Annotated in this window: 20 protein-coding genes; 13 read left to right on the forward strand and 7 right to left on the reverse strand. The window is 69.8% G+C overall.

Annotation, left to right across the window (positions count from 1 at the left end; translation table 11 throughout):
- Nucleotides 1-600: 600 nt before the first annotated feature.
- Complete coding sequence (locus ACFYM6_RS09460; protein WP_387273887.1) at nucleotides 601-990, reverse strand: hypothetical protein; 390 nt, start codon at nucleotides 988-990, stop codon at nucleotides 601-603.
- Between the two features lie 263 nt (nucleotides 991-1253).
- On the opposite strand from ACFYM6_RS09460, the gene ACFYM6_RS09465 reads away from it, so the two are divergent.
- Nucleotides 1254-1628, forward strand: coding sequence for a hypothetical protein (locus ACFYM6_RS09465; RefSeq protein ID WP_387273889.1), 375 nt, complete (start codon nucleotides 1254-1256; stop codon nucleotides 1626-1628).
- Between the two features lie 10 nt (nucleotides 1629-1638).
- Here the strand turns inward: ACFYM6_RS09465 and ACFYM6_RS09470 are convergent, their stop codons facing one another.
- Nucleotides 1639-2472: a carbon-nitrogen hydrolase family protein gene (locus ACFYM6_RS09470; protein WP_387273891.1), complete on the reverse strand. Its 834-nt coding sequence runs from the start codon at nucleotides 2470-2472 to the stop codon at nucleotides 1639-1641.
- A 134-nt stretch (nucleotides 2473-2606) separates the two neighbouring features.
- Here ACFYM6_RS09470 and ACFYM6_RS09475 point away from each other — a divergent pair, with 134 nt between their 5' ends.
- Both ACFYM6_RS09475 and ACFYM6_RS09480 read left to right on the forward strand, forming a co-directional pair.
- Nucleotides 2607-3104, forward strand: a complete 498-nt coding sequence (locus ACFYM6_RS09475; protein WP_387273893.1) for a SigE family RNA polymerase sigma factor — start codon at nucleotides 2607-2609, stop codon at nucleotides 3102-3104.
- Entirely contained in the window at nucleotides 3104-4144 is a 1041-nt protein-coding gene (locus ACFYM6_RS09480; RefSeq protein ID WP_387273895.1) for a hypothetical protein, read from the forward strand. Before ACFYM6_RS09475 ends, ACFYM6_RS09480 begins: the two co-directional genes overlap by 1 nt.
- 68 nt (nucleotides 4145-4212) lie before the next feature.
- Here ACFYM6_RS09480 and ACFYM6_RS09485 read toward each other — a convergent pair whose 3' ends face one another.
- Nucleotides 4213-4623, reverse strand: a complete 411-nt coding sequence (locus ACFYM6_RS09485) for a hypothetical protein (protein ID WP_387273897.1) — start codon at nucleotides 4621-4623, stop codon at nucleotides 4213-4215.
- Between the two features lie 97 nt (nucleotides 4624-4720).
- Here ACFYM6_RS09485 and ACFYM6_RS09490 point away from each other — a divergent pair, with 97 nt between their 5' ends.
- Nucleotides 4721-7405 carry a LuxR C-terminal-related transcriptional regulator gene (locus ACFYM6_RS09490; protein WP_387273898.1) on the forward strand — a complete coding sequence of 895 codons (2685 nt, stop codon included), beginning with the start codon at nucleotides 4721-4723 and terminating at the stop codon, nucleotides 7403-7405.
- A gap of 29 nt (nucleotides 7406-7434) precedes the next feature.
- On the opposite strand, the gene ACFYM6_RS09495 is transcribed toward ACFYM6_RS09490, so the two are convergent.
- A complete protein-coding gene (locus ACFYM6_RS09495; protein ID WP_387273900.1) occupies nucleotides 7435-8607 on the reverse strand; it encodes a helix-turn-helix domain-containing protein in 1173 nt (390 codons plus the stop codon).
- Nucleotides 8608-8830: 223 nt separating this feature from the next.
- Between ACFYM6_RS09495 and ACFYM6_RS09500 the strand changes: the two genes are divergently transcribed.
- From ACFYM6_RS09500 to ACFYM6_RS09530, 7 genes are all read left to right on the forward strand, one after another.
- Complete coding sequence (locus ACFYM6_RS09500) at nucleotides 8831-10201, forward strand: cytochrome P450 (protein WP_387273902.1); 1371 nt, start codon at nucleotides 8831-8833, stop codon at nucleotides 10199-10201.
- Entirely contained in the window at nucleotides 10198-11118 is a 921-nt protein-coding gene (locus ACFYM6_RS09505; protein ID WP_387273904.1) for a terpene synthase family protein, read from the forward strand. Before ACFYM6_RS09500 ends, ACFYM6_RS09505 begins: the two co-directional genes overlap by 4 nt.
- A 32-nt stretch (nucleotides 11119-11150) precedes the next feature.
- Nucleotides 11151-12770, forward strand: a complete 1620-nt coding sequence (locus tag ACFYM6_RS09510) for a prenyltransferase/squalene oxidase repeat-containing protein (RefSeq protein ID WP_387273906.1) — start codon at nucleotides 11151-11153, stop codon at nucleotides 12768-12770.
- A 121-nt stretch (nucleotides 12771-12891) separates the two neighbouring features.
- The gene (locus ACFYM6_RS09515) at nucleotides 12892-15327 is read left to right on the forward strand and encodes a nitrate- and nitrite sensing domain-containing protein (RefSeq protein WP_387274539.1); all 2436 of its coding nucleotides are present in this window, start codon (nucleotides 12892-12894) and stop codon (nucleotides 15325-15327) included.
- A gap of 16 nt (nucleotides 15328-15343) precedes the next feature.
- Entirely contained in the window at nucleotides 15344-15763 is a 420-nt protein-coding gene (locus ACFYM6_RS09520) for a roadblock/LC7 domain-containing protein (protein ID WP_387273908.1), read from the forward strand.
- A gap of 8 nt (nucleotides 15764-15771) precedes the next feature.
- Entirely contained in the window at nucleotides 15772-16149 is a 378-nt protein-coding gene (locus ACFYM6_RS09525) for a DUF742 domain-containing protein (protein WP_387273910.1), read from the forward strand.
- Nucleotides 16130-16741, forward strand: a complete 612-nt coding sequence (locus ACFYM6_RS09530) for an ATP/GTP-binding protein (RefSeq protein ID WP_387273912.1) — start codon at nucleotides 16130-16132, stop codon at nucleotides 16739-16741. The genes ACFYM6_RS09525 and ACFYM6_RS09530 overlap by 20 nt, the downstream gene beginning before the upstream one ends.
- Nucleotides 16742-16870: 129 nt before the next feature.
- Here ACFYM6_RS09530 and ACFYM6_RS09535 read toward each other — a convergent pair whose 3' ends face one another.
- The 3 genes from ACFYM6_RS09535 to ACFYM6_RS09545 all read right to left on the reverse strand — a co-directional run bounded on the left by ACFYM6_RS09535 (nucleotide 16871) and on the right by ACFYM6_RS09545 (nucleotide 18103).
- A complete protein-coding gene (locus tag ACFYM6_RS09535; RefSeq protein WP_387273914.1) occupies nucleotides 16871-17197 on the reverse strand; it encodes a VOC family protein in 327 nt (108 codons plus the stop codon).
- A gap of 148 nt (nucleotides 17198-17345) precedes the next feature.
- On the reverse strand, nucleotides 17346-17657 hold the full coding sequence (locus tag ACFYM6_RS09540; protein WP_387273916.1) for a winged helix-turn-helix domain-containing protein: 312 nt from the start codon (nucleotides 17655-17657) through the stop codon (nucleotides 17346-17348).
- On the reverse strand, nucleotides 17654-18103 hold the full coding sequence (locus ACFYM6_RS09545) for a hypothetical protein (protein ID WP_387273918.1): 450 nt from the start codon (nucleotides 18101-18103) through the stop codon (nucleotides 17654-17656). Before ACFYM6_RS09545 ends, ACFYM6_RS09540 begins: the two co-directional genes overlap by 4 nt.
- Nucleotides 18104-18420: 317 nt before the next feature.
- On the opposite strand from ACFYM6_RS09545, the gene ACFYM6_RS09550 reads away from it, so the two are divergent.
- The gene (locus ACFYM6_RS09550; protein WP_387273920.1) at nucleotides 18421-19029 is read left to right on the forward strand and encodes a type IV toxin-antitoxin system AbiEi family antitoxin domain-containing protein; all 609 of its coding nucleotides are present in this window, start codon (nucleotides 18421-18423) and stop codon (nucleotides 19027-19029) included.
- Nucleotides 19026-19928 (forward strand): nucleotidyl transferase AbiEii/AbiGii toxin family protein, encoded by a 903-nt coding sequence (locus ACFYM6_RS09555; RefSeq protein ID WP_387273922.1) that lies wholly within the window; start codon nucleotides 19026-19028, stop codon nucleotides 19926-19928. Before ACFYM6_RS09550 ends, ACFYM6_RS09555 begins: the two co-directional genes overlap by 4 nt.
- Nucleotides 19929-19977: the final 49 nt, after the last annotated feature.

The following is a 19977-nucleotide window of genomic DNA, read 5'->3' on the forward strand; positions in this document are numbered from 1 at the left end:
CGGCGGGGGCGGGGGCCGGGGGGGGGGGGGGGGGGGGGGGGGGGGGGGGGTGGTGTGGGGGGGGTGGGTGGGGGGGGGGGGGGGGGTTTAACCCCCCCCCCCCCCCCCACGCCACACACACCACGCGTGCGCTGAAACCGCCCCCACGCGAGGCGGGTGGGGGCGTTCGCGGTTCAGCTGAGGCAGGGCCGGCTATCGAGCCAGCACGACCACGACCGTGGCGAAGCATCCGATCATCACGGTCGTGACGGCCAACGCCACGTACGGCAACCAGTCGCGCGGCTCTGGTATCGGCTGCGTTGGCTGATTCCGGGCGGCGGGCGCCGGCCGGCTGTTGGTAACCGGCCAGCGGGGCGGCGGTGTGCGGGTGGTTGATTCGACGATCACGGGGCCTCCGGCAGCGTCAGGGGTCGCTGTTACGGGTCGGACTGTGGAGGCCGGACGGGACTGTGGGGGAGGTGTGGGCCTACGTCCCGCCCGGCGAAGGGTCTGGCCATGCTTTGCGGCCGTCCCTTGTAGGTGAGCGTCGATCCGTCGTCCGCCGTTACAGCCGGCATGGTGGAGGGCATGCTCGCGGCTCGCCGTTCCGTGCCCCACCCGTCACCATCCGGCGGCCTCGGTGACCCGGGTCCAGACCAGCAGCCCGCCGACCACGACGACCAGGCCGGTGACGAGGCCACCAACGCCGGCGAGACTGCCAACGAGCCATCCTGAACGGATCCGCCGTCCGAGTAACGCGAGGAGGACCGCACCGGCGAACAGGCCGACAACGCCGGCTGGGATGCCGACGAAGAACGCCACGACGAAGGCCTCGACCCGGTCCGACACGCAGAAGCTGTCGCAGGCGCCCGCCCTGTTCGACTGGTGCGCCACCCAATAGACGGTCGCGGCCGCGGCAGCAGCGAACCACGCCAGCATGACAGCGGTGCCGGTGATGACGTGCGAGGTTGAGGCCGACGGGTGGGTTGACCGCGACTTGGACCAGGTCATGAAGTGTGCTTATCACCCGATACGCGATACGCGCGACCCCGTAGCGGGGCACCGCACGGGCTTGGCCCCCTCCACCCGGTCGCTCGCCACTCCCGTGGACCGGACAACACCGGCCTACGCAGTGCTGCCTGCCTTCCTGATCGTCTTCGTTCACCTGTGCGAATGAGTAGCGTGTCGCGCTGGTGCCGGCCCGTCCGGCTGCCTACCGTGTCGAGGTCCTCGACGGCACGGGGCGAGGCGCGAGCGTGAAGGAGCACCCGACGATGACAGACCTTGGGCGAACTCGCATTCCGGCACCCCGCCGGACGGCAGGCACCACGACTGAGTTCGTCCTGGATGGCACCCCCGGTCGCCTCGTCACCGCCGCCGCTGCCGACCGGCTCACCCACGTCGAGCTGCACGTCGGCAAGCACGGCTCCACCCTGGCCGGCCTGACCGACGCCCTGTCGACCGCGATCACCACCGGGCTACACGCTGGCGCGCCCGTGTCCGAGTTCGTGGCGGAACTGCGGCACACCCGCTACGTCCCCGCCGGCTCCACGGGCGACCCCGAGGTGCCGAAAGCCACGTCGCTCGGCGACTACCTCGCACGCCGGCTTACCTGCGCCGGCCGGGACGTGCGAAGGGGCGAGGCGTAGCCGTCAATGACTACCGCGCGGTGCGGTCGCTGCTGCGAAGATCCTCCACGCGGCGCTGTTCGTAGATCGTGCCGGCGCGGGCGGTGGCGCGCCACGGCCGGGCGGCGTGCAGAGCCACCTTCAGCTCCGGGGCCTGCCGGTCGAGGTCGACGCACACCAGCCCGCTGCGGCCGTCGGAGGTGCACCGCCCCAGCCAGGCGCCGTGGGGGCCGATCACTCCACTGGGCATGGCTGGGCTGCACTGGGCGGGAACCGAAACGCTGAACCACTGGCAGTTGGCGGCGGCGTAGCCCTGGGCGATCACGCCGAACACGGGGTCCTGGGAGAAGGACGAGAACAGCACGCAGTCCACGCCGCGGTGCAGGTAGTCGAGGAACACCTCCGCGAAGTTGATTTCGATGCAGAGGGCCAAGCCGAAACGGAACCCGGACACGTCGACCACCACCGGCTCGAAGCCGGGTGAGTAGTAGCCGGTCACCTCCGTGTGGGAGAGGTACCGCTTGTCGTAGCGGTCGACGATCTCACCTCGGTTGGAGATCACGTACAGGCTGTTGTGGGGGCGGTGGGGGCCGGTCAGGCGGTGGTTGCCGCCCAGCACCACCCACAGATCGAGCTCGCCCGCGAGCGCGGCCGTCTCGTCGAGTTGGGCCCGGACCGGCGCCCAGTCGATGTTCCAGCCGGCGAAGTGCCGCTTTGCCTGTCCGATATAGCCGGTGAGAGCTCCTTCGGGGAACTGCACCAGGCGTGCTCCCCGCTCATGCGCTTCGCGCATGAGCGCGCGCACCACGGCTCCATTCTCGACCGGGTCGCGGGTCACCAACGGTTGAGCGGCGGCGATCGTCATGGCATCCACGAGTCTCGACACTGCCCGACGCCGTCCGCGGCCGCCAGCGCAGCTGGGCTCCGGCTACCAGACAGGTACGAAGTGCCGGGCCGTTTGTGTCTACGGAACGGGCGTCCCACTGCGTTCAATAAGGCGTGACGTTCGAGGAGTATGCCTTCGCCCGGGTTTCGGCGCTTCTGCGGCTCGCCCGTTTGCTCACCAGTGACGAGCACCGGGCCGAGGACCTCCTTCAGGACACCCTCGCCAGGGCGTACGCCCGGTGGGGGCGTATCTCGCGAATGGAGCAACCTGACCTGTACGTACGCCGGATGCTCGTCAACGCCCACCACTCGTGGTGGCGTCGGCGCAGCAGCCGGGAGGTCCTGGTCACCGCAGTGGCCGAGCGCCCGGGTGCGAGCGACGAGACCGTGGAGGTCGCCGAGCGGGACGCCCTGTGGCAGCTTGTCCGCGCCCTGCCCGCGCGACAACGCACGGTGATCGTCCTGCGGTACTACGAAGATCTCGACGACTGGACAATCGCCGAGATCCTGGACTGCTCCACGGGCACGGTCCGTACGCATGCGAAGCGCGCCCTGGCGGCGCTGCGCGATCGGCTGGGCCGAGACGCCGCCGAACCGATGGGAGTGTTCTGATGTCGTCCGACCTCGACCAGCGTCTCGCCGTGATGCTCGACGCCCATGCGGGAGCCGACGTCGACCCGGCGCCGATCGTGGCACAGGCCGTTCTTCGCGGGCGCCACCTGCGGCGACGGCGTCGGGGGCTGGTCACCTCGTGCGTGGCGGCAGCCTGTGCGGTGGTGGCGGCCGTATTCATGGTGGTGCCGCTCGGCCAGACCGCCCGGCAGACAGCGCTTCTGCTGCCGGCATCGCCGAACCAGCCCGGCGCCGCCGAGCGGCCCGACCTCGTCGGCACCGATCCTGCCGTCGTTCATTTCACGGCCGACAACCTGGTCTCCGGCGCTCGGTACGCCACCTGGACCACGGGCCGTGGCGTCGAAAGCGTCGAGTTCCAGGGCGGGACCGGCCAGGCACGATTCGTGCTGGCAGGCAGCGCGGCGATGCTGGACGGCCTCCGGCAGACGTTGTCGTCGTCGGGCCGGCCCCGGCCACCGGCGGGCGTACGCGTCGGCGAGCGGCCGGGAACCGCCTGGGTGGATCCGGGGCCGTCGGGCGGGTCGGGTCTGTGGTTCGTGCGCTGGCAACCGGTCGACGGCCTCTGGGCTCGACTCGAGATCTACGCGGACGACCGCGACGAGGCGGTTGGCGCGGCAGGCCGCGTGCGTTTCGACGGCGCCCGCCGCTGCGCGGTGCCGTTCCGCCTGCAATCGCTGCCCACCGGTGCCCGCCTGCTGGAATGTTCGGTCCAGCTGAGCCTGCGCCGCTCGGATCCCTTCTCCGAAGGATCACTAGTGGTGGGTGACTCCTCAGGTCGCTGGCTCACCGTTCGAGCTCAACGCCCGGCGGTGACCGCCGGCGACGGGGCCGGTGATCTGACAGCCGGGCCCTACCGCGTACGCCGACAGGGCAGCGACGTGCTGGAGATCTGGGTCAAGCCCTGCAAGGTCGAACTGTTCCTCGACGGGCGGGGCCACGGCTATACGGAGTCGGATGGATTGGGCGTCCTGGGCGGCTACCGGCCGGCCGCCGCGATCGCCGACCCCGGCGCCTGGTGAATCGTCGTGAGCGCGGCCGACGTGCCCGGCGCCCGCCCCGGCCGGGGCGGGCGCCGAGGGCTCGCGGTTCACCCGGCCTTGCGGAGGCCGGCGAACTGCAGGACGGTGAAGCCGGCGACCGCCACCGCCTGGACGATCACCAATGCGGTGCCGAGGCCGGTCAACGGGAACCAACCGGCGACGAGCAGTTCGACGCTCGCGACCACCCAGACGACGTTGACCGCCATCACCACACCCACCGCGGCCCGGCTCACCATCGGCCGCGCGGCGAGGACGAACAGCGCGGCGGCCCACGCGATCAGGAAGACACCGATCGGGTAGAGGAGGGCGGCGGGCAGGCCGAACAGCTCACCGAAGATCGCCGCGACGACGACGTAGACGACTCCGTTGGCGCCCGAGCCCAGCGCGTCCTGCTTGAGGGCGAAGCGGAGCAGCTTGGTGTCGGCGGCGGGGTGGACGGTGCTGGCGACGGTGGTCATCCCGGGGTCCCTTCGTAGTACGTCCGTGCGGATGATCACGAAGCTACGGAGGGCCAGGCCACGCCGAATCAGTCATCGTGACGGTACCTTCCTGACCGTGCTGCACGGACGAGTGGGGGAGCAGGCGACGATCGAGCGGCTCCTGACGGCGGCCCGCAGCGGCCGGAGCGGAAGCCTGGTCATCCGGGGCCCGGCGGGGATCGGCAAGTCCGCGCTCCTGAAGCACGCCGCCGGGCGGGCCGAGGGCCTGCGGGTGTTGCGCGGAGTCGGTGTCGAGTCCGAGGCGATGTTGCCGTTCGCCGCACTCCACCTGCTCCTGCGCACCGGGCTCGACCGGATCCACACGCTGCCCGCCACGCAGGCCACCGCGCTCAACGCCGCTCTGGGACTGGGCGACACCGCTCCGGAGAGCCGGTTCCTGGTCGGGCTGGCCACGCTGAGCCTGCTCACCGAGCTGGCCGGCGACGGCGCGCTGCTCTGCCTCGTCGACGACGCGCAGTGGTTCGACCAGGCGTCCATCGACGCACTCATGTTCGCTGCCCGCCGCCTCGACGCGGAAGGCGTCGTCATGCTCTTCGCCGCCCGTGCGGGCTTTCCCGCCGTGGGGCTGCCCGAGCTCCGGCTCGGCGCGCTGGACCGGGCAGCCGCCGCCGCCCTGCTCCCGGCCGACCTCCCACCGCAGGTACGACAGCGCCTCATCGACGAATCGGACGGCAACCCGCTGGCGCTCATCGAACTGCCCGCCGCACTCAGCGCCGAGCAGCGGGCGGGACGACTCTCACCGGTGGGTGCCATGCCCGTCGCCGATCGGGTCCAGGAAGCGTTCCAGGCACAGATAGCCGCGCTGCCCGAGACCGCGCGAACCGCGCTGCTGATCGCGGCGGCGGACGGCTCCGGTGAGCTGGGGACGCTGGTAGCCGCGGGCGCCACCCTCGACGCGCTGGGCGCGGCCGAGCGGAGCCGGCTGATCGAGGTCAAGGGGAATGTCGTCGGTTTCCGCCACCCCCTGATCCGCACTGCCGCCTACCAGGGCGCGCCGGCCACCCGCCGCCTCGCCGTACACCGTGCCCTTGCCGACGCCCTCACCCGCTCGCCGGCCGTCGACGCGGCCGACCGGCGGGCGTGGCACCTGGCCGCCGCCGCGCTCGGTCCCGACGAGGACATCGCCCGGGAGTTGGCGGAAGCCGCGGAACGGGCACGGACCCGCGGCGGCCACGCCGCGATCGCCGCGGCCTACGAGCGGGCCGCCGAACTCACCGCCGACCCGGTACGACGATCCGGGCGACTCGCCGCCGCCGCGCTGGCGGCGAGTGACGCCGGACTGATGGATCGGGCCGCCGCCCTCGCCGACCGCGCCACACCCGATGTGGACGACCCGGACATGATCGCTGCGCTGATCCAGGTACGCGCCCATCGCGAATTCGAGCTGGGCGCACCGCTCGCGGCGGGCCGGATCATCATGGCCGGCGTCCCGCGCCTGGCAGCCCGGTCCACCGAGCGGGCCACCTGGCTGCTGGTGGAGGCCATCCGCTGTGCGTGGTTCGCCGGCGACACCCAGCTGGCGGAGGAGGCGGCCGCCAGCCTCCGCGCGCTCCCCCCGATCGACTCACCGCTGGTCACCGGTGCGCTCGGGCTGACCCGCCTGATGTGCGGTGACATCCGCGGTGGGATCACCCGCATGGGTGAGGCGGTGGACGAACACCATCGCACCGGGCTGGGGGTGCCCGGACTGACCTTCACCGCCTCGCTGTGTTTCGCGCTGGGCCGAGCCGCCCTCGGCGAGGAGATCACCGCCGGAGTCGTGGCGGACTGCCAGCGGAACGGGATGATCGGCTGGCTCGCCAACGCGCTCCTCGACCACGGACTCGCGCAGGGGTGGCGCGGCCGGTACGGCGAGGCCACCGCGACCCTCAACGCGGGGTTGCGGCTGGCGACGGACCTGGGCCACGAGCACCGGGTCAGCCACCTCACGTGCTCGCTCGCCTGGGTGCTCGCGCACCTCGCCGACGCGCAGGAGTGCCGGGCGAAGGCCGAAGCGGGCGTGGCGCGAGCCGACCAGCAGGGCATGGTGCTCGCGGCGGCCATCGGGCGTTGGGCCCTGGGCCTGCTCGACCTCGGCCTGGGCCGCCCGGACGCCGCCCTCCAGCAGTTGCAGGCCATCCCCGTCAGCAGCATCGCCGTTCTGTCCGCCCCCGACCAGGTCGAGGCAGCTGTCCGCAGCGGCCAGCCGGGGCAGGCAGCGGAGCCGCTCGCCCGCTACCTGGCCTGGGCGCGGCACGTCCGTCAGCCGTCGGCGGAAGCGATCGCCATGCGCTGCCGGGCGCTCGTCGAGGAGAACGAAGCGCACTTCGCGCGGGCCGTGCAGCTCCATGACGACGCCCAGCCGTACGAGCTGGCGAGGACGCGGCTCGCCTACGGCGAGTGGCTGCGCCGGGCACGGCGGCGGTCGGACGCCCGCGCACAGTTGCGCGGCGCGCTGGAGATCTTCGACCGACTCGGTTCGGAGCTGTGGGCAGACCGCGCTCGCGCCGAGCTGCGCGCGACCGGGGACGTGCCGGCGGCGCCGCGCAAGGCGGGCGATCCGCTCAGCGTGCTCACTCCCCAGGAACGCCAGGTCGTACGGCTGGCGGCCGGTGGTGCCTCCAACCGCGACATCGCCGCGCAGCTCTTCCTCAGCCCGCGCACCGTCGGCTACCACCTCTACAAGGCGTTCCCCAAACTCGGTGCCACCTCCCGAGCCCAACTGGCCGCCATCGCCCGGTCCTCCTCGACGCACGGCTGACTACCGGGCACAGGAGCGCCAATGGGAGTTCAAAGCTGGCGGTGCTGCTCGCGGTACTCCTGTGGCGACATGCCGTAACACGCCTTGAAGAGCCGACTGAAGTGCGCTTTGTCGGCGAACCCCCAGCGGGCGGCAATTCTCTGGATCGCTTGGTGGGCCAACCGGGGATTGATCAGATCTCGCCGGCACCGGTCCAGGCGTCGTTGGCGGATCAATCCCGCCACGGTGTGGTCCTCCTGCTCGAAGAGGCGGTGCAGGGTGCGCAGCGAGATGTGGTGGGCCGCGGCGACCGAGGTGGGGTTGAGTTCACTGTCGCCAAGGTTCTTCTCGATGAAGGCCCGGATCTCCGCACGCAGCGTGCGTTCCCGGACGTCGACCGGGAGTGTCCCTTGAACCTCCAGCTGCTGCGCCAGGGCGCCGGCGGCGAGGTCCAGCGCCATCATGCCGAGCCTTGGCGCGTCACTCGCGGCAAACTGCTCGGGGTACGTCACCAGGCGCTGAACGAACTGAGCGAGCAGGGCCGCCATACCTGTGTCGGAGGGGATCGAGGTGGCGAGCAACCGGCGTACCCGGTCGGGATGCAGGGGCAACGACTGACGCGAGATGAGAAGGGAGATGGAGCCCGCGAGCACCGGCCCGTCCGAGAAGTGCGAGCCGGTGAACGGCCGGGTGTTGTCAAGCAGGGTGAACGACGACGGCCCCAGGGGCGACTCTGTGCGGTCCTGGATGGCGACGCTCGACCCGGTTGTCATCAGCACCAACTGGTACGTGTCGGGTTGCGATTTGCGCACCAGGCGCGGCGATCGGATGGTTTCCAGGGTTGGGTAGTGCAGCTCCGCCAGCCGGACGCTGCCCAGGTCCACTCGCTTTGCCACGGCCGTGAAGTTCTCGATGTGCGGGCATCTGACGTGGGTCGGGGCGGCCTCCTGCGATACGACCTCATACCAACAGGCAAAGCGGTCAGCTGGTGGAAGTAGGGACGTATCGAGAACCTCGGTAGGGAGCACCCCGGTCACCTCCACCCTGCCATCGGTCCAGTCGAGGGATGTTACATATGAGGGGCTCCCAGCGACAGGAGTGGTAACGGCAAGGTGATGTCCGCTGCGGCGCCTCGACTCGGCCAGGCGGGAGCGCCTGGTCGAAGGGTCCGGTGACCGTGCCGGCGGAGCGCGGGTGACCGGCTCCGGCGTGGATGCGTCCATGCACCGCACGGGTTGACCGCTCAGGCAACATGCCACCCCACGGGTTGACCGCTCAGTCAACCTGATGGACACACCCCATCGCCCGAAAGTCCGCTGAGGACGGTGGACATATCTGGCGTTGCGGGGCGATGCGTGCGATGATCATCAAGGGCCTTGCTTTCACCAGACCTACCTGGCCGCAGCCGCCATGGGCCCGGTTGTACGACAGATCGTGGAGGTGCCCATGTCCGAAGCGCAGGTCGTCGCCGGCCAGGCCAGGTCCGTTCCCCTGCGCCGCGCACTGCCGCACCTGGTCCGGGACCCGTTGGGGGCGCTTGTCCACTTCGGCAACCAGGCCGGTGGCGAGGTCGTGCGGCTCAACCTCGGCACCTTCCGTCCCTATCTGGTCACTCATCCAGAGCACCTGCAGCAGATCCTGCGCGACAGGACCAACTACATCCGCGACGCCGAGAGCATGCTCTGGCGGGGGGTCCGGCGGGTTGTCGGTGACGCGATCCTCGTCACCGAGGGCGAGTTGTGGGAGTCCAGCCGGGACACCCTGCAACCGTTGTTCACCGCCAAGCGCGCCGAGATGCTGATCGACCGGATGGCGGTGGCGATCCGCGAGGCGGTCGACGCCCTGGACGAGCCCGCACGAGCGGGCCAGGCCGTCGACGCCATCACCCTGATGTCGCGGGTCGTATGCCAGGCCACCACGCGGGTGCTCTTCGGCAAGAAGATCCCAGTGCCTGATGCGCTCCAGATCTACGCGCACCTGGACACGATCACGCGGACGATGGTGTCTCGCCTGATCGCCCCCGGGCTGCCCTACTGGATTCCCCTGCCAGGCGACCGCGCCTTCCGTAACGCCGTGGCAGGCATCGACTCGTTGGTTCTGCCGATCATCCGGAAGGAGCGGGCAGACCCGGGCGACGGCGACGACATCATCGCGACACTGTGCCGCCCACGGGCTGACGGGTCGCAGGCCAGCGAGGAGCAGATCCGCAGCGATGTGGTCGCCATGTTCTCCACGGCCAACGAGACCACGATCGGCGTCCTGTCCTGGCTGTGGCCGGTCCTCGAGACGCATCCCGAGGTGGCCTCCCGGCTCTACGCCGAGATCGACGAGGTAGTCGGGCATGGGCCGGTGCAGCGGACGCACATCCCGGAGCTGCGCTACACCCGGATGGTCCTGGACGAGATGCTGCGGCTCTGGCCCGCGGGCTGGACCATCCCGCGTACGGCGGTAGGGGAGCAGGTCCTGGGCGGCGTCCGGATCGAGGCCGGGGCGACGATCCTGGTGAGCCCGTACGCGACCCAGCGGATGGAGGCGTTCTGGGATCGCCCGGACGAGTTCGACCCGGAACGGTTCGCCCCCGACCGACCGAAGCGGCAGTACCGCTACAGCTACTTCCCCTTCGGGGGCGGCCCGCATCAATGCATCGGACAGTACCTCTTCCTCCTCGAAGCGCCCATCATCATGGCGACGCTCCTGAGCCGGTTCCGGTTCCGGCTCGGGCAGCCAGCCGACCTCAAGCCGCGGCTCGGCGCATCGCTGCGGCCCCGACCCAACACGCTCACCCTGCTGCCCCGCGAACTCTCCTCGGTCTCGTGATCTCAAACCCGCACCTGCCGCTGACCAGAGACGACCTGCTCACCGTGGCGGAGCACGGACGGATCTGCGCGCTGGCCGTCCGACTCGAACGTGACCTGCACGAGGTGGTATCCCGCAACCAGGATCTGTTTACCGGCCGGCCGTTCGACCCAGCCCTGTTCAGCAGCATCGCGATGTCGATCGCCGTCACCGCACCCGAATACCCGGCCGAGCAACTGCGGGTGACGACTCGGACCCTGCTGTGGGTATTCGCAGCCGACTGGCAGATCGACTATCTGGCGAGGACGGCCGACGACGTGCGGGCGGTCGTCGCCGACTGCCTCGCGGTCGCGGACGGCAGCCCGTCCCCCGGCAGGCACCCACTGGCCCGGCTGTTGGCCGAGATCGGCGGCGATCTGGCGACGGCGCCTGCCTTTGCGGTAATGCAGCCGATGTGGCGGGAAGAGCTCGGGCGGATGTTCGCGGCGGTCGAGCAGGAATGGACCTGGAAGACCACGCCCGAGGCCGCGTCGAAGCCGAGCACTGCTGCTCCAACGCTCGATGAATACCTCGGCAACGCCGACAACCTCGCCTGTGTGCTGGTCAACATGGCGCACTGGACCTACGTCGGCGACCAGGACTGCCTCGACCACATTGCCGAACTCAGAGTCGCCAGCCGCGCGGTGCAGCGCGCATTGCGGCTGGTCAACGACCTCGCTACGTATCGGCGCGACCTCCAATGGGGGGACCTCAACGCGCTCATGCTCGTCAACGACTCCACCGAGGTGACCGCCAGGCTCACCACGCTCATCGAGGGCTGCCACGACCTGATCCGGCCGCTGGAGGCAACGTGCCCCCGGCAGGCTACCTACCTGAAACGCCAGATCGCGTTCACCAGCGGCTTCTACCAGGTCTCAGACTTCTGGGGCAGCCTGTGAGCAGCCAGGGCATCCCCACACCCAGCCGCGCTGTGAACGACCTCGACTTCGCCGTACGGGAACTGATCGCCACTCTGGAGGCGGAGCCGTGGGGTCAGGTTGCTCCATCGGTGTACGAGACCGCCCGGCTCGTGACGCTGTCTCCGTGGCTCGACGGGCATGGTGAGCGCATCGCGTACCTGCTCGAGAGCCAGCGGGCGGACGGCGCTTGGGGCCCGCCAGAGGGTTATGCGCTGGTACCCACGCTGAGCGCCACCGAGGCGCTGCTCGCGACCATCCGTGCGATCGGATCCGGAGCGCAACGGGATCATGGGCAGGCGCGGTTGGCCGCCGCCGCCAGCCGCGGCCTACAGGCGCTCACCAATTGGCTACGCGGGGATCTGCTGGTGCCGGACACGCCGGCAGCGGACGTCATCGTGCCGTCGCTCGTCGCGGAGATCAATCAGCACCTCGACCGACTTGAGGACGCGCCGGCCACCGGCCTCGAACGCTGGCACGGCATGCGCCTGGGCCTGCCGGCAGGAATGGACAACAATCGCCTCGCCCGGGTCCGACAGGCTTTGGCGGCCGGTGCTGAGCTGCCCGGCAAGCTGCTGCATTTCCTGGAGGTCCTGGGCCCCGCCGCACGCCGCGCCGCGGGCATCCGCCCGACGCTGCCCGGCACGGTCGGCGCCTCGCCGGCGGCGACCGCTGCCTGGTTCGGCGGCCCCGCCACCCCCGGCGACCCCGCCTGGGCATACCTGGCGACCGTAGCCGGCGGTGGACCCGTACCGTGCCCGCTTCCCATCACCGTCTTCGAACAGGCGTGGGTGGTAAGCGGACTGGCACGCGCCGGAATAAGGCCCGCGGTGCGTCCAGGCGTGGTGGCGAGCCTCGCCGCCGCGATGGGTCCAGCAGGCACCCCCACCGGGCCCGGACTTCCCGCTGACGCGGACACCACGTCCGTGGCGCTGTATGCGCTCGGGAAGCTTGGCCAGCCGGCAGACCCCCAAGGTCTGTGGACGTACGAAACCGCGGACGGTTTCTGCACCTGGCCGGGTGAGGACGGCTTTTCCGTCACCACCAACGCGCACGTCCTGGACGCCTTCGGCCAGTACGTGCACGGCAGCAATCCCTCGCCACGGTACGTGACGGCCATAGATCGGCTCACGGTCCTGCTGCGCGAACACCAGCAGCCCGACGGACAGTGGCGCGACCGATGGCACGCCTCGCCGTATTACGCCACCGCATGCTGCACCCAGGCGCTCAACGACTTCGGCCGCGGGCCCACTGCGGACGAGTCGGTGGTGAAGGCCGTCGACTGGATCCTGTCCACCCAACGGTCCGACGGTTCGTGGGGACGATGGGGCGGCACCGCCGAGGAGACCGCGTACGCGCTGCAGGTGCTGCTGTCCACCCGCCCGCAGACTGCTGGAGCAGGCACGGCCGCGCGGCGCGGCTACGCGTACCTGCGCGACGCAACCGGCCGCGGCGCTGATCCTCCCCTCTGGTACGGCAAAGAGCTCTACCACCCCAGGGCGATCGTCCGAGCCGCAGTGCTCGCCGCACTGCATCTCGCACGGCAGCACCTGGAGCTGACCACAGTGGAGCCCAGCGCAATCGCGTCCAAACCCGGACAGGCTGCCGGCAAGCCGGTGATCAGGGACGCTTGAGGGATTGTTCGGGCACTGCTAGCGTGCCCCGTTGTCGCGCGCCGACGGCTCGCACGCACCCAGGTACCTCAATTCACCAAGCTGTATGCCAGATGCTTCAACGGCTGACTGGGACGGTGTAATGCGTTCTCGCAGTACCAATGTACGCACCAAAGTGGTCGCGATGCTCGTGTCGCTAACTGCCCTGTGGGCGTTCGCGGCCTGGGTGACCCTGCGGGACGGCCTGAACCTGCTCTGGGTGAACACGCTGAACAGCACCGTCTATGAGCCAAGCGCACCGCTGCTGAAGGCACTGCAGAACGAGCGCCGACTCACACTGGCCTACCTGGGCGGACCTGGGAACGACAGCCGCGCGCGAGCGGCCCTGGAGGCCCAACGACAAGAGTCCGAGCAGCTCGCGGCGAGCTTCAAGGAGTCCGCACAGGGCTGGCAGGCCGACCTTGCCGGCAGCGACAAGCTGGGCCAACGGCTCGACGCCACCTACGCCAGCCTAGATGGTCTCGCCGCCACCCGCGAGTCGGTCAACACACGGACGATCGACCGCACCAGCGCGGGACAGTCTTTCGCCGACGCAATCGACTCGATCTTCAGCATCTACCACGCCACCGCGAGCCTCGACGACAAGGAAATCGCGGACTACGCCGCGGCGCTCATCCAGCTGAACCGGATGTCGGAACTGATCTCACAAGAGGACGCCCTGATGAGCGGCATCCTCGCCAGCGGTCGGCTCACCGGCGCCGAATACGCGCAGTTTGCACAGCTCGTCGGCGCCCAGCGATTCGCGGGCGCCGAGACCTCGGCCAAGCTGTCACCCGACGATCGCGCCCGATACGAACAGCTGCTCGCCGGCGATGCGTTCAGCCGCCTCCGGTCAATCGAAGACCAGGTCGTCCAGAGCGCCAACACGCGCTCCAGGGTTCCGGTCGAGGCGGCCCAATGGCGCCGCGCGGTGGACGACGCTCAGGGCGAGCTGCAGAAGGTCGTGACTGCCGGTGGCAACGGGATCGTGAGCGGCGCCACGGGTGTGGCCATCATGGTCATCGTCCGGCTTCTCCTCGCGGCCGGCCTCGGCACGATCGCCGTTATCGCCTCGATCATCCTCGCTATCACGACCGCCCGCGCCTTGGTGGCCCAGCTGGAGCGGCTGCGCAAGGCCGCCCACGACCTCGCTGACGAGAGGCTGCCCAATGTGGTCGAACGACTCGGCCACGGTGAGCAGGTGGACGTCGCCGTCGAAGCACCGCCACTGGACTTCGGCTCCGACGAGATCGGGCAGGTCGGCGAGGCCTTCAACCGGGTCCAGGAGACGGCCATCCGCACCGCCGTGGAGCAGGCGGAGCTGCGGCGCAACGTGCGCGACGTCTTCCTCAGCCTCGCCCGGCGTACGCAGGGCCTCGTCCACCGCCAGGTGACCCTGCTCGACGCGATGGAGCGCCGCGAGCACGACGCCGACGAACTCGAGGACCTGTTCCGCGTCGACCACCTCGCCACCCGCATGCGGCGCAACGCGGAGAACCTCATCGTCCTGTCCGGCGCGGCACCCGGCCGCGCCTGGCGCCGGGACGTGCCCATGATCGACGTGGCCCGCGCGGCGACCCAGGAGGTGGAGGACTACACGCGGGTGAACGTGCTGCCGTTCGGCTCCGTGGGCCTGACCGGCCGGGCCGCCGGTGACGTCATCCACCTGCTCGCCGAGCTCGTCGAGAACGCGCTGTCCTTCTCCCCGCCGAACACCGAGGTGGAGGTGCGGGGACAGCTGGTGGCGCGCGGCTTCGTCATCGAGGTCGAGGACCGCGGTCTGGGCATGAGCGAGGAGGAACTCGCCGCAGCCAACGACCGCATCGCCAACCCGACCGAGTTCAACCTGGCCAATGCCAACCAGCTGGGCCTGTTCGTGGTGAGCCACCTCGCCCAGCGGCACGACCTCAGCGTCAACCTCAAGACCTCGCCATACGGCGGCACCACCGCCGTCGTGCTCATCCCGATGGAGCTGGTGACGAGCGCCGAAGCCCTCACCGCCGCGGCCGGCAACGCCGGCGGTCCGTCCGCCGGCGAGCCCACCGCGTCCCTCCACAACGGCCTGCCCGCCATGGAACGACGGGGATCCGTCGCGCTGACCGACGCCCCACCGGCCCGCCAGCCCACCCTCGAGCTGCCGGCCGTCGGCATGCGGGGACCGGTGCGCCCGGCCGCTGAGGACGCCACGCCCGTGGAAATGGCCGCGCCCGTCGCGGACGGCGCGCCCGTTGCCGAACCGGGCAGCGCGGACGCCCCGCTCGTGCCGCGTCCGCGGCCCGCCGCGGATCGGACCCCGCAAGGACTGCCGGTGCGGGTCCGGCAGGCGAGCCTCGCACCGCAGTTGCGGGCCGACGCCGAACCGGCCGACGAGGCGCCCGCCGAGGCGGACCCGGGCAGGTCGCCGGAACAGATCCGCCAACTGATGAGCCGCTACCAGAGCGGCACCCGCCGTGGACGCGACGACGCGCGTCTGCTCGGCGACGAAGACGAACAGCCCCCAGCCGCCGACGATTCACCGGCGGCCGGGACCGATCGGTAGAAAGAGGAACCAGCACGTGCAGCAGCAGAACTCTTCGAGGTCCGATCTGGCCTGGCTGCTCGACGACCTGGTCGGACGTGTCAAGCAGACCCAGCATGCCGTCGTGCTCTCGGTGGACGGCCTGCTGATGGCGTCCTCCGCCGGACTCAGCCGGGACGACGCGGAGCAACTGGCCGCGATCGCCTCCGGAATCCAGAGCCTCGCCAAGGGTGCCGGACGCCGCTTCAGCGGCGGACCGGTGCGGCAGACCGTCATCGAGATGCAGTCATCGTTCCTGTTCGTCACGGCGGCCGGTCACGGCGCGTGCCTGGCCGTCCTCGCGGCCGAGGACGCCGACGTCGGTCTCGTCGCCTACGAGATGGCCATGATCGTTCAGAGGGCCGGCAAGTTCCTGGCCGCCCCCGCCCGAGCCACCGTCCAGCTGTCCGGGAAGTAGAGGCGCCCATGACGAGGCCTGACGCCGAGCCACTGTGGGTCGATGACGAGGCCGGACCGGTGGTCCGGCCCTACGCCATGACCCGCGGGCGAGCCAGACCGAGGAACGGCTTCAACGTGATCTCACTCGTGACCGCAACCCGAGCGACACCGCCCCTAGACGTCGGACTGGTGCCGGAGCACACCCGGATCGTCGAGCTGTGCCAGCGGCCCCTCGCGTTGGCAGAGGTCGCCGCGCACCTCCACCTGCCGCTCGGCACGGTCCGCGTCCTGCTCGACGACCTGGTCGCCCGCCAGCTTGTGCAGGTCTCCGAACCCCGTCCGCCCGCCACTCTTCCCGACGACAGCGTATTCGAGGCGCTCATTCATGGACTACGAGAACTCTGACAGGGAGGATCGGACGATCCTGCCCACCGCCCTCAAGATCCTTATTGCGGGGGGCTTCGGCGTCGGCAAAACCACCCTCGTCGCAGCGGTCAGCGAAACCCAGCCGCTGCGCACCGAGGAGGTGCTCTCCGAGCGGGGCGTCGGCGTCGACGACCTCACCGGGGTCGAGGCGAAGTCCACCACCACGGTGGCGATGGACTTCGGCCGAATCACCTTCGGTGAAGACCTCGTGCTCTACCTGTTCGGCACCCCCGGGCAGGACCGCTTCTGGTTCCTCTGGGACGAGTTGGCCCTCGGCGCCCTCGGCGCGGTGGTGCTCGCCGACACCCGCCGCCTGGCCGACTGCTTCCCGTCCATCGACTACTTCGAGGGTCAGGGCCTGCCGTTCATCGTCGCCGTGAACTGCTTCGACGGCGCTCGGCAGTACAGCCTCGAAGAGGTGCAGATGGCGTTGAACCTCGACCCGGACGTGCCGGTCATGCTGTGCGACGCCCGCAAGCGGGAGTCCAGCAAGGAGGTCCTCATCGCCCTGCTCCAGCACGTCATGAAGGGGCGGGGCCTGACCCGCAAGCCCCAGACCGTGGGGTCCTGACGGTCAGTGCCCGGCCAGCGGTCGGCGACACGGCTGACCGGCTGCAGGCCCGGTGCGTGGGCCTCGGCGAGCACGGGTGCGGTCGCTGCTACACGGCGCCGCACCCGCCGCCGCGCGGATGCCGGGGCCTCAGATTGTCACCGGGTGGCGCGGCTCGTAGAGGCCGAGCTCGCCACCGCCGGGCAGCCGCAGCGCGGTGCGCAGCCCCCACCGCTCCTCGGTGATCGGGATCGTGAACTCGACGCCCTTCGCCGTCAGTTCGGCCATGGTCGCCTCGACGTCGTCGCACATGAGAAACAGCTCGTGGGCCGGCTCGCCGTCGGTCGGGTGCACGGCGAGCTCGGCCGGCGGCAGCCGGAAGATGAGCCAACCGTGGCCGGCGTCGACATGCTGATAGCCGAGCGTGTCCCGGAAGAAGGCCCGGTCGCCCTCCGGGTCGCGGCTGTAAATGATCACATGAGCACCATTGATCACGCGTCGACCATAACGGCGCCGGGGGAGGCGCGCAGGCCGATCGCGGCGACCGCCACCACCGCCGGTACCAGCAGATGGGCCGAGGACGAGGCGGACCAATGCATTCCGGCGGCAACGGTCGCTGGTTGGCTCAGTTGCCGGCGTCGATGATCCTTTTTAGCGATTCCGTGTAGGCGTCGAAGGCGGTCCGGCCGGCCGGGGTCAGGCTCACCCAGGTTCGCGGTCTGCGCCCCGTGCCGGCCTTGACGATCTGTACGTAACCGGCCGATTCCAAGGTGGTCAGGTGCTTGGAGAGCAGCGAATCGCTGACCTCGATGGTGTCGCGGAGGAATCGGAACTCCGCCTTCCCCAGCCCGGCGAGCGCGGCGACGATCGACAACCGGACCGGGGCGTGGATGACATCGACGAGGCCGTGACGCGGATGGCTGCCCTGGTCGGTCATCGGCGAAACACCCACGCCGCCGCCACGAGCGGTGGTAGACCCGGCGCGATCGCGATGATCACCACCCATGGTGAGAGGCCCTGAGGCACCTGGTCCAGGGCGGCAAGAGCTCCGCAGAAGAGGAGTATCCAGATCCAGCCGATCACCTTGTCTTGGCGGGTGGCACCCCGACTGAACGCACCGGTGCGCGATTTGAGGATGCCCAGGGGCACACACATCACGATCGCAGCAATCACCATCCCCATCGAATACTCGGGATGCAGGTGCAGGACGAGCAGGAAGCTGGGAATGAACGCGGCGGTCCACAGCCATTGGAGGACTTCCCGCCAGAGGCTTGCGCGGGCCCGACGGGTGACGCGTTGGATCTCGCGTAGGGCGGCGGCGGCGTCGAGCGGAGCTGCTTCGGCACCGGGAGCGGATGACGGGTCGGCGCTGGAGGGAGCCATGCGGCGAAGGTAGCAACTACTTGAATGGCATTCAAGTAGTTGCCGTGCGCGCACGATGTTGGCGGGTTGTGGCCGGCGTCGACCACAACCCGCCAGGACTCCTCCCTGATCGCCGTTACGGGGTGGCGAGCGCCTCGGTCGGGGCGAGCCGGGCGGCGCGGATCGCCGGGTACAGCCCGGCGAGGGCGCCGATCAGCAGGGGTGCATCAACCTCGGCCACCGCCCTGACCGGCTCCAGGGCTGCAGCTAACGCCGGTAGTCGGCCACGGCGGGAGAAATCCTATACAGCTACGCTGGAGGTGTATAGGATTCCTCCCGTGGGTCACGCGGACGAGTCGGCAGCCGAACGGAGAGGATTGCGAGATCTTCCACTGACCTTCACCTATTCGCAGGCCATGGCGGCTGGGGTCTCCCGCAGGCGGCTCTACCGCATGCGCGATCAGGGTTCCATAGAAGTCGTCGGCCGAGGTCTCTACCGCCGTCACGACACTGAAGTGGTGGACATAGATCTCATCGAGATCGCTCGGCGCGCACCGCTCGCCACGCTCTGCCTGGCTACCGCGCTGGCCCGGCACGGCCTCATCGACGAGATCCCGTCCCGCATCGACGTCGCGCTGCCACGCGGGCAGCACCGACCCGCTACCACTGCACCGGTTGCCTGGCACTTGTTTGACCCCGCCACCTTCGGGATCGGGCGCACCGATCTGCCCCTCGATTCCGAGACGTCGATCGGGCTCTACGGCCCTGAACGAAGCATTATCGACGCGGTTCGATTACGCCATCGCGAGGGCCCGGATCTGGCGTACGCGGCGCTTAAGCGATGGCTGAGGCGGCGCGGCGCGGCGCCGTCGAAACTCCTGGCGATGGCTCGGCACTTTCCCCAAGTCGAGCGACCACTCCGAGAGGCGTTGGAGATCCTGCTGTGACCACCCGACCTACCCGAGCCACCGTCGCCGGCCGCGCCTACCTCGACCTTCAGAACCTTGCCCGCCGAACCAGCCGCCCCACCGATGAGCTGCATCAGGTATACGCACTGGAAGGCTTTCTCGCCCGCCTGGCCCACTCTTCCTATGCGGACAGGCTCGTGCTCAAGGGCGGAGTCTTGATGGCAGCTTATGCCGCCCGCCGGCCCACCAGGGACGTCGATCTTCAGGGCCGATGGATCTCCAACGACACCCATTACGTGCTCGGCATTGTCCGTGAGGTGGCCAGCCTGCCGCTCGACGATGGCCTGGTCTTTGACGCGACTACCGCGACCGCGGAAACGATCCGGGACGACGACATCTATGCCGGCGTCCGCGTCAGCCTCACGGGACGTCTCGCCGCCGCCCGGTTGGCCTTCCATGTCGATGTCAACGTCGGCGATCCGATCTGGCCCGATCCGCAGCCAATCAAGCTGCCCCGCCTGCTCCATGGGGAAGTCGTGGTAACCGGCTACCCGCTTCCCATGGTTTATGCGGAGAAACTGGTGACGGCCTTGCAACGCGGCGAGGCGAACACCCGCTGGCGCGACTTTGCCGACGTGTACCTGCTGTCTGGACAGCACAATGTGGACGGCGGCGAACTCGCATTGGCCGTGCGACGGGTTGCCGAGTATCGCGAGGTGGTCCCTACTCTGCTAAGCGAGGTCCTCGACGGCTACGCGGTGCTGGCCCAAACAAGGTGGGCAGCTTGGCGGCGAAAGCATCGCCTCGATGACCGGCTGCCCCAGGATTTCGGATTGGTTTTGCAGCGGGTGTTCGCGCTCGCCGATCCGGCACTGGCTGGATCCTCAGCCGGTCGGACTTGGAGCGCGGCTTCTGTCGGATGGACAGCGCATGCATGATCTTGGCGGGTTGTGGCCGGCGTCGACCACAACCCGCCAGGACTCCTCC

It is taken from the genome of Micromonospora sp. NPDC006431 (genome assembly GCF_042870725.1).
Lineage (GTDB): Bacteria > Actinomycetota > Actinomycetes > Mycobacteriales > Micromonosporaceae > Micromonospora.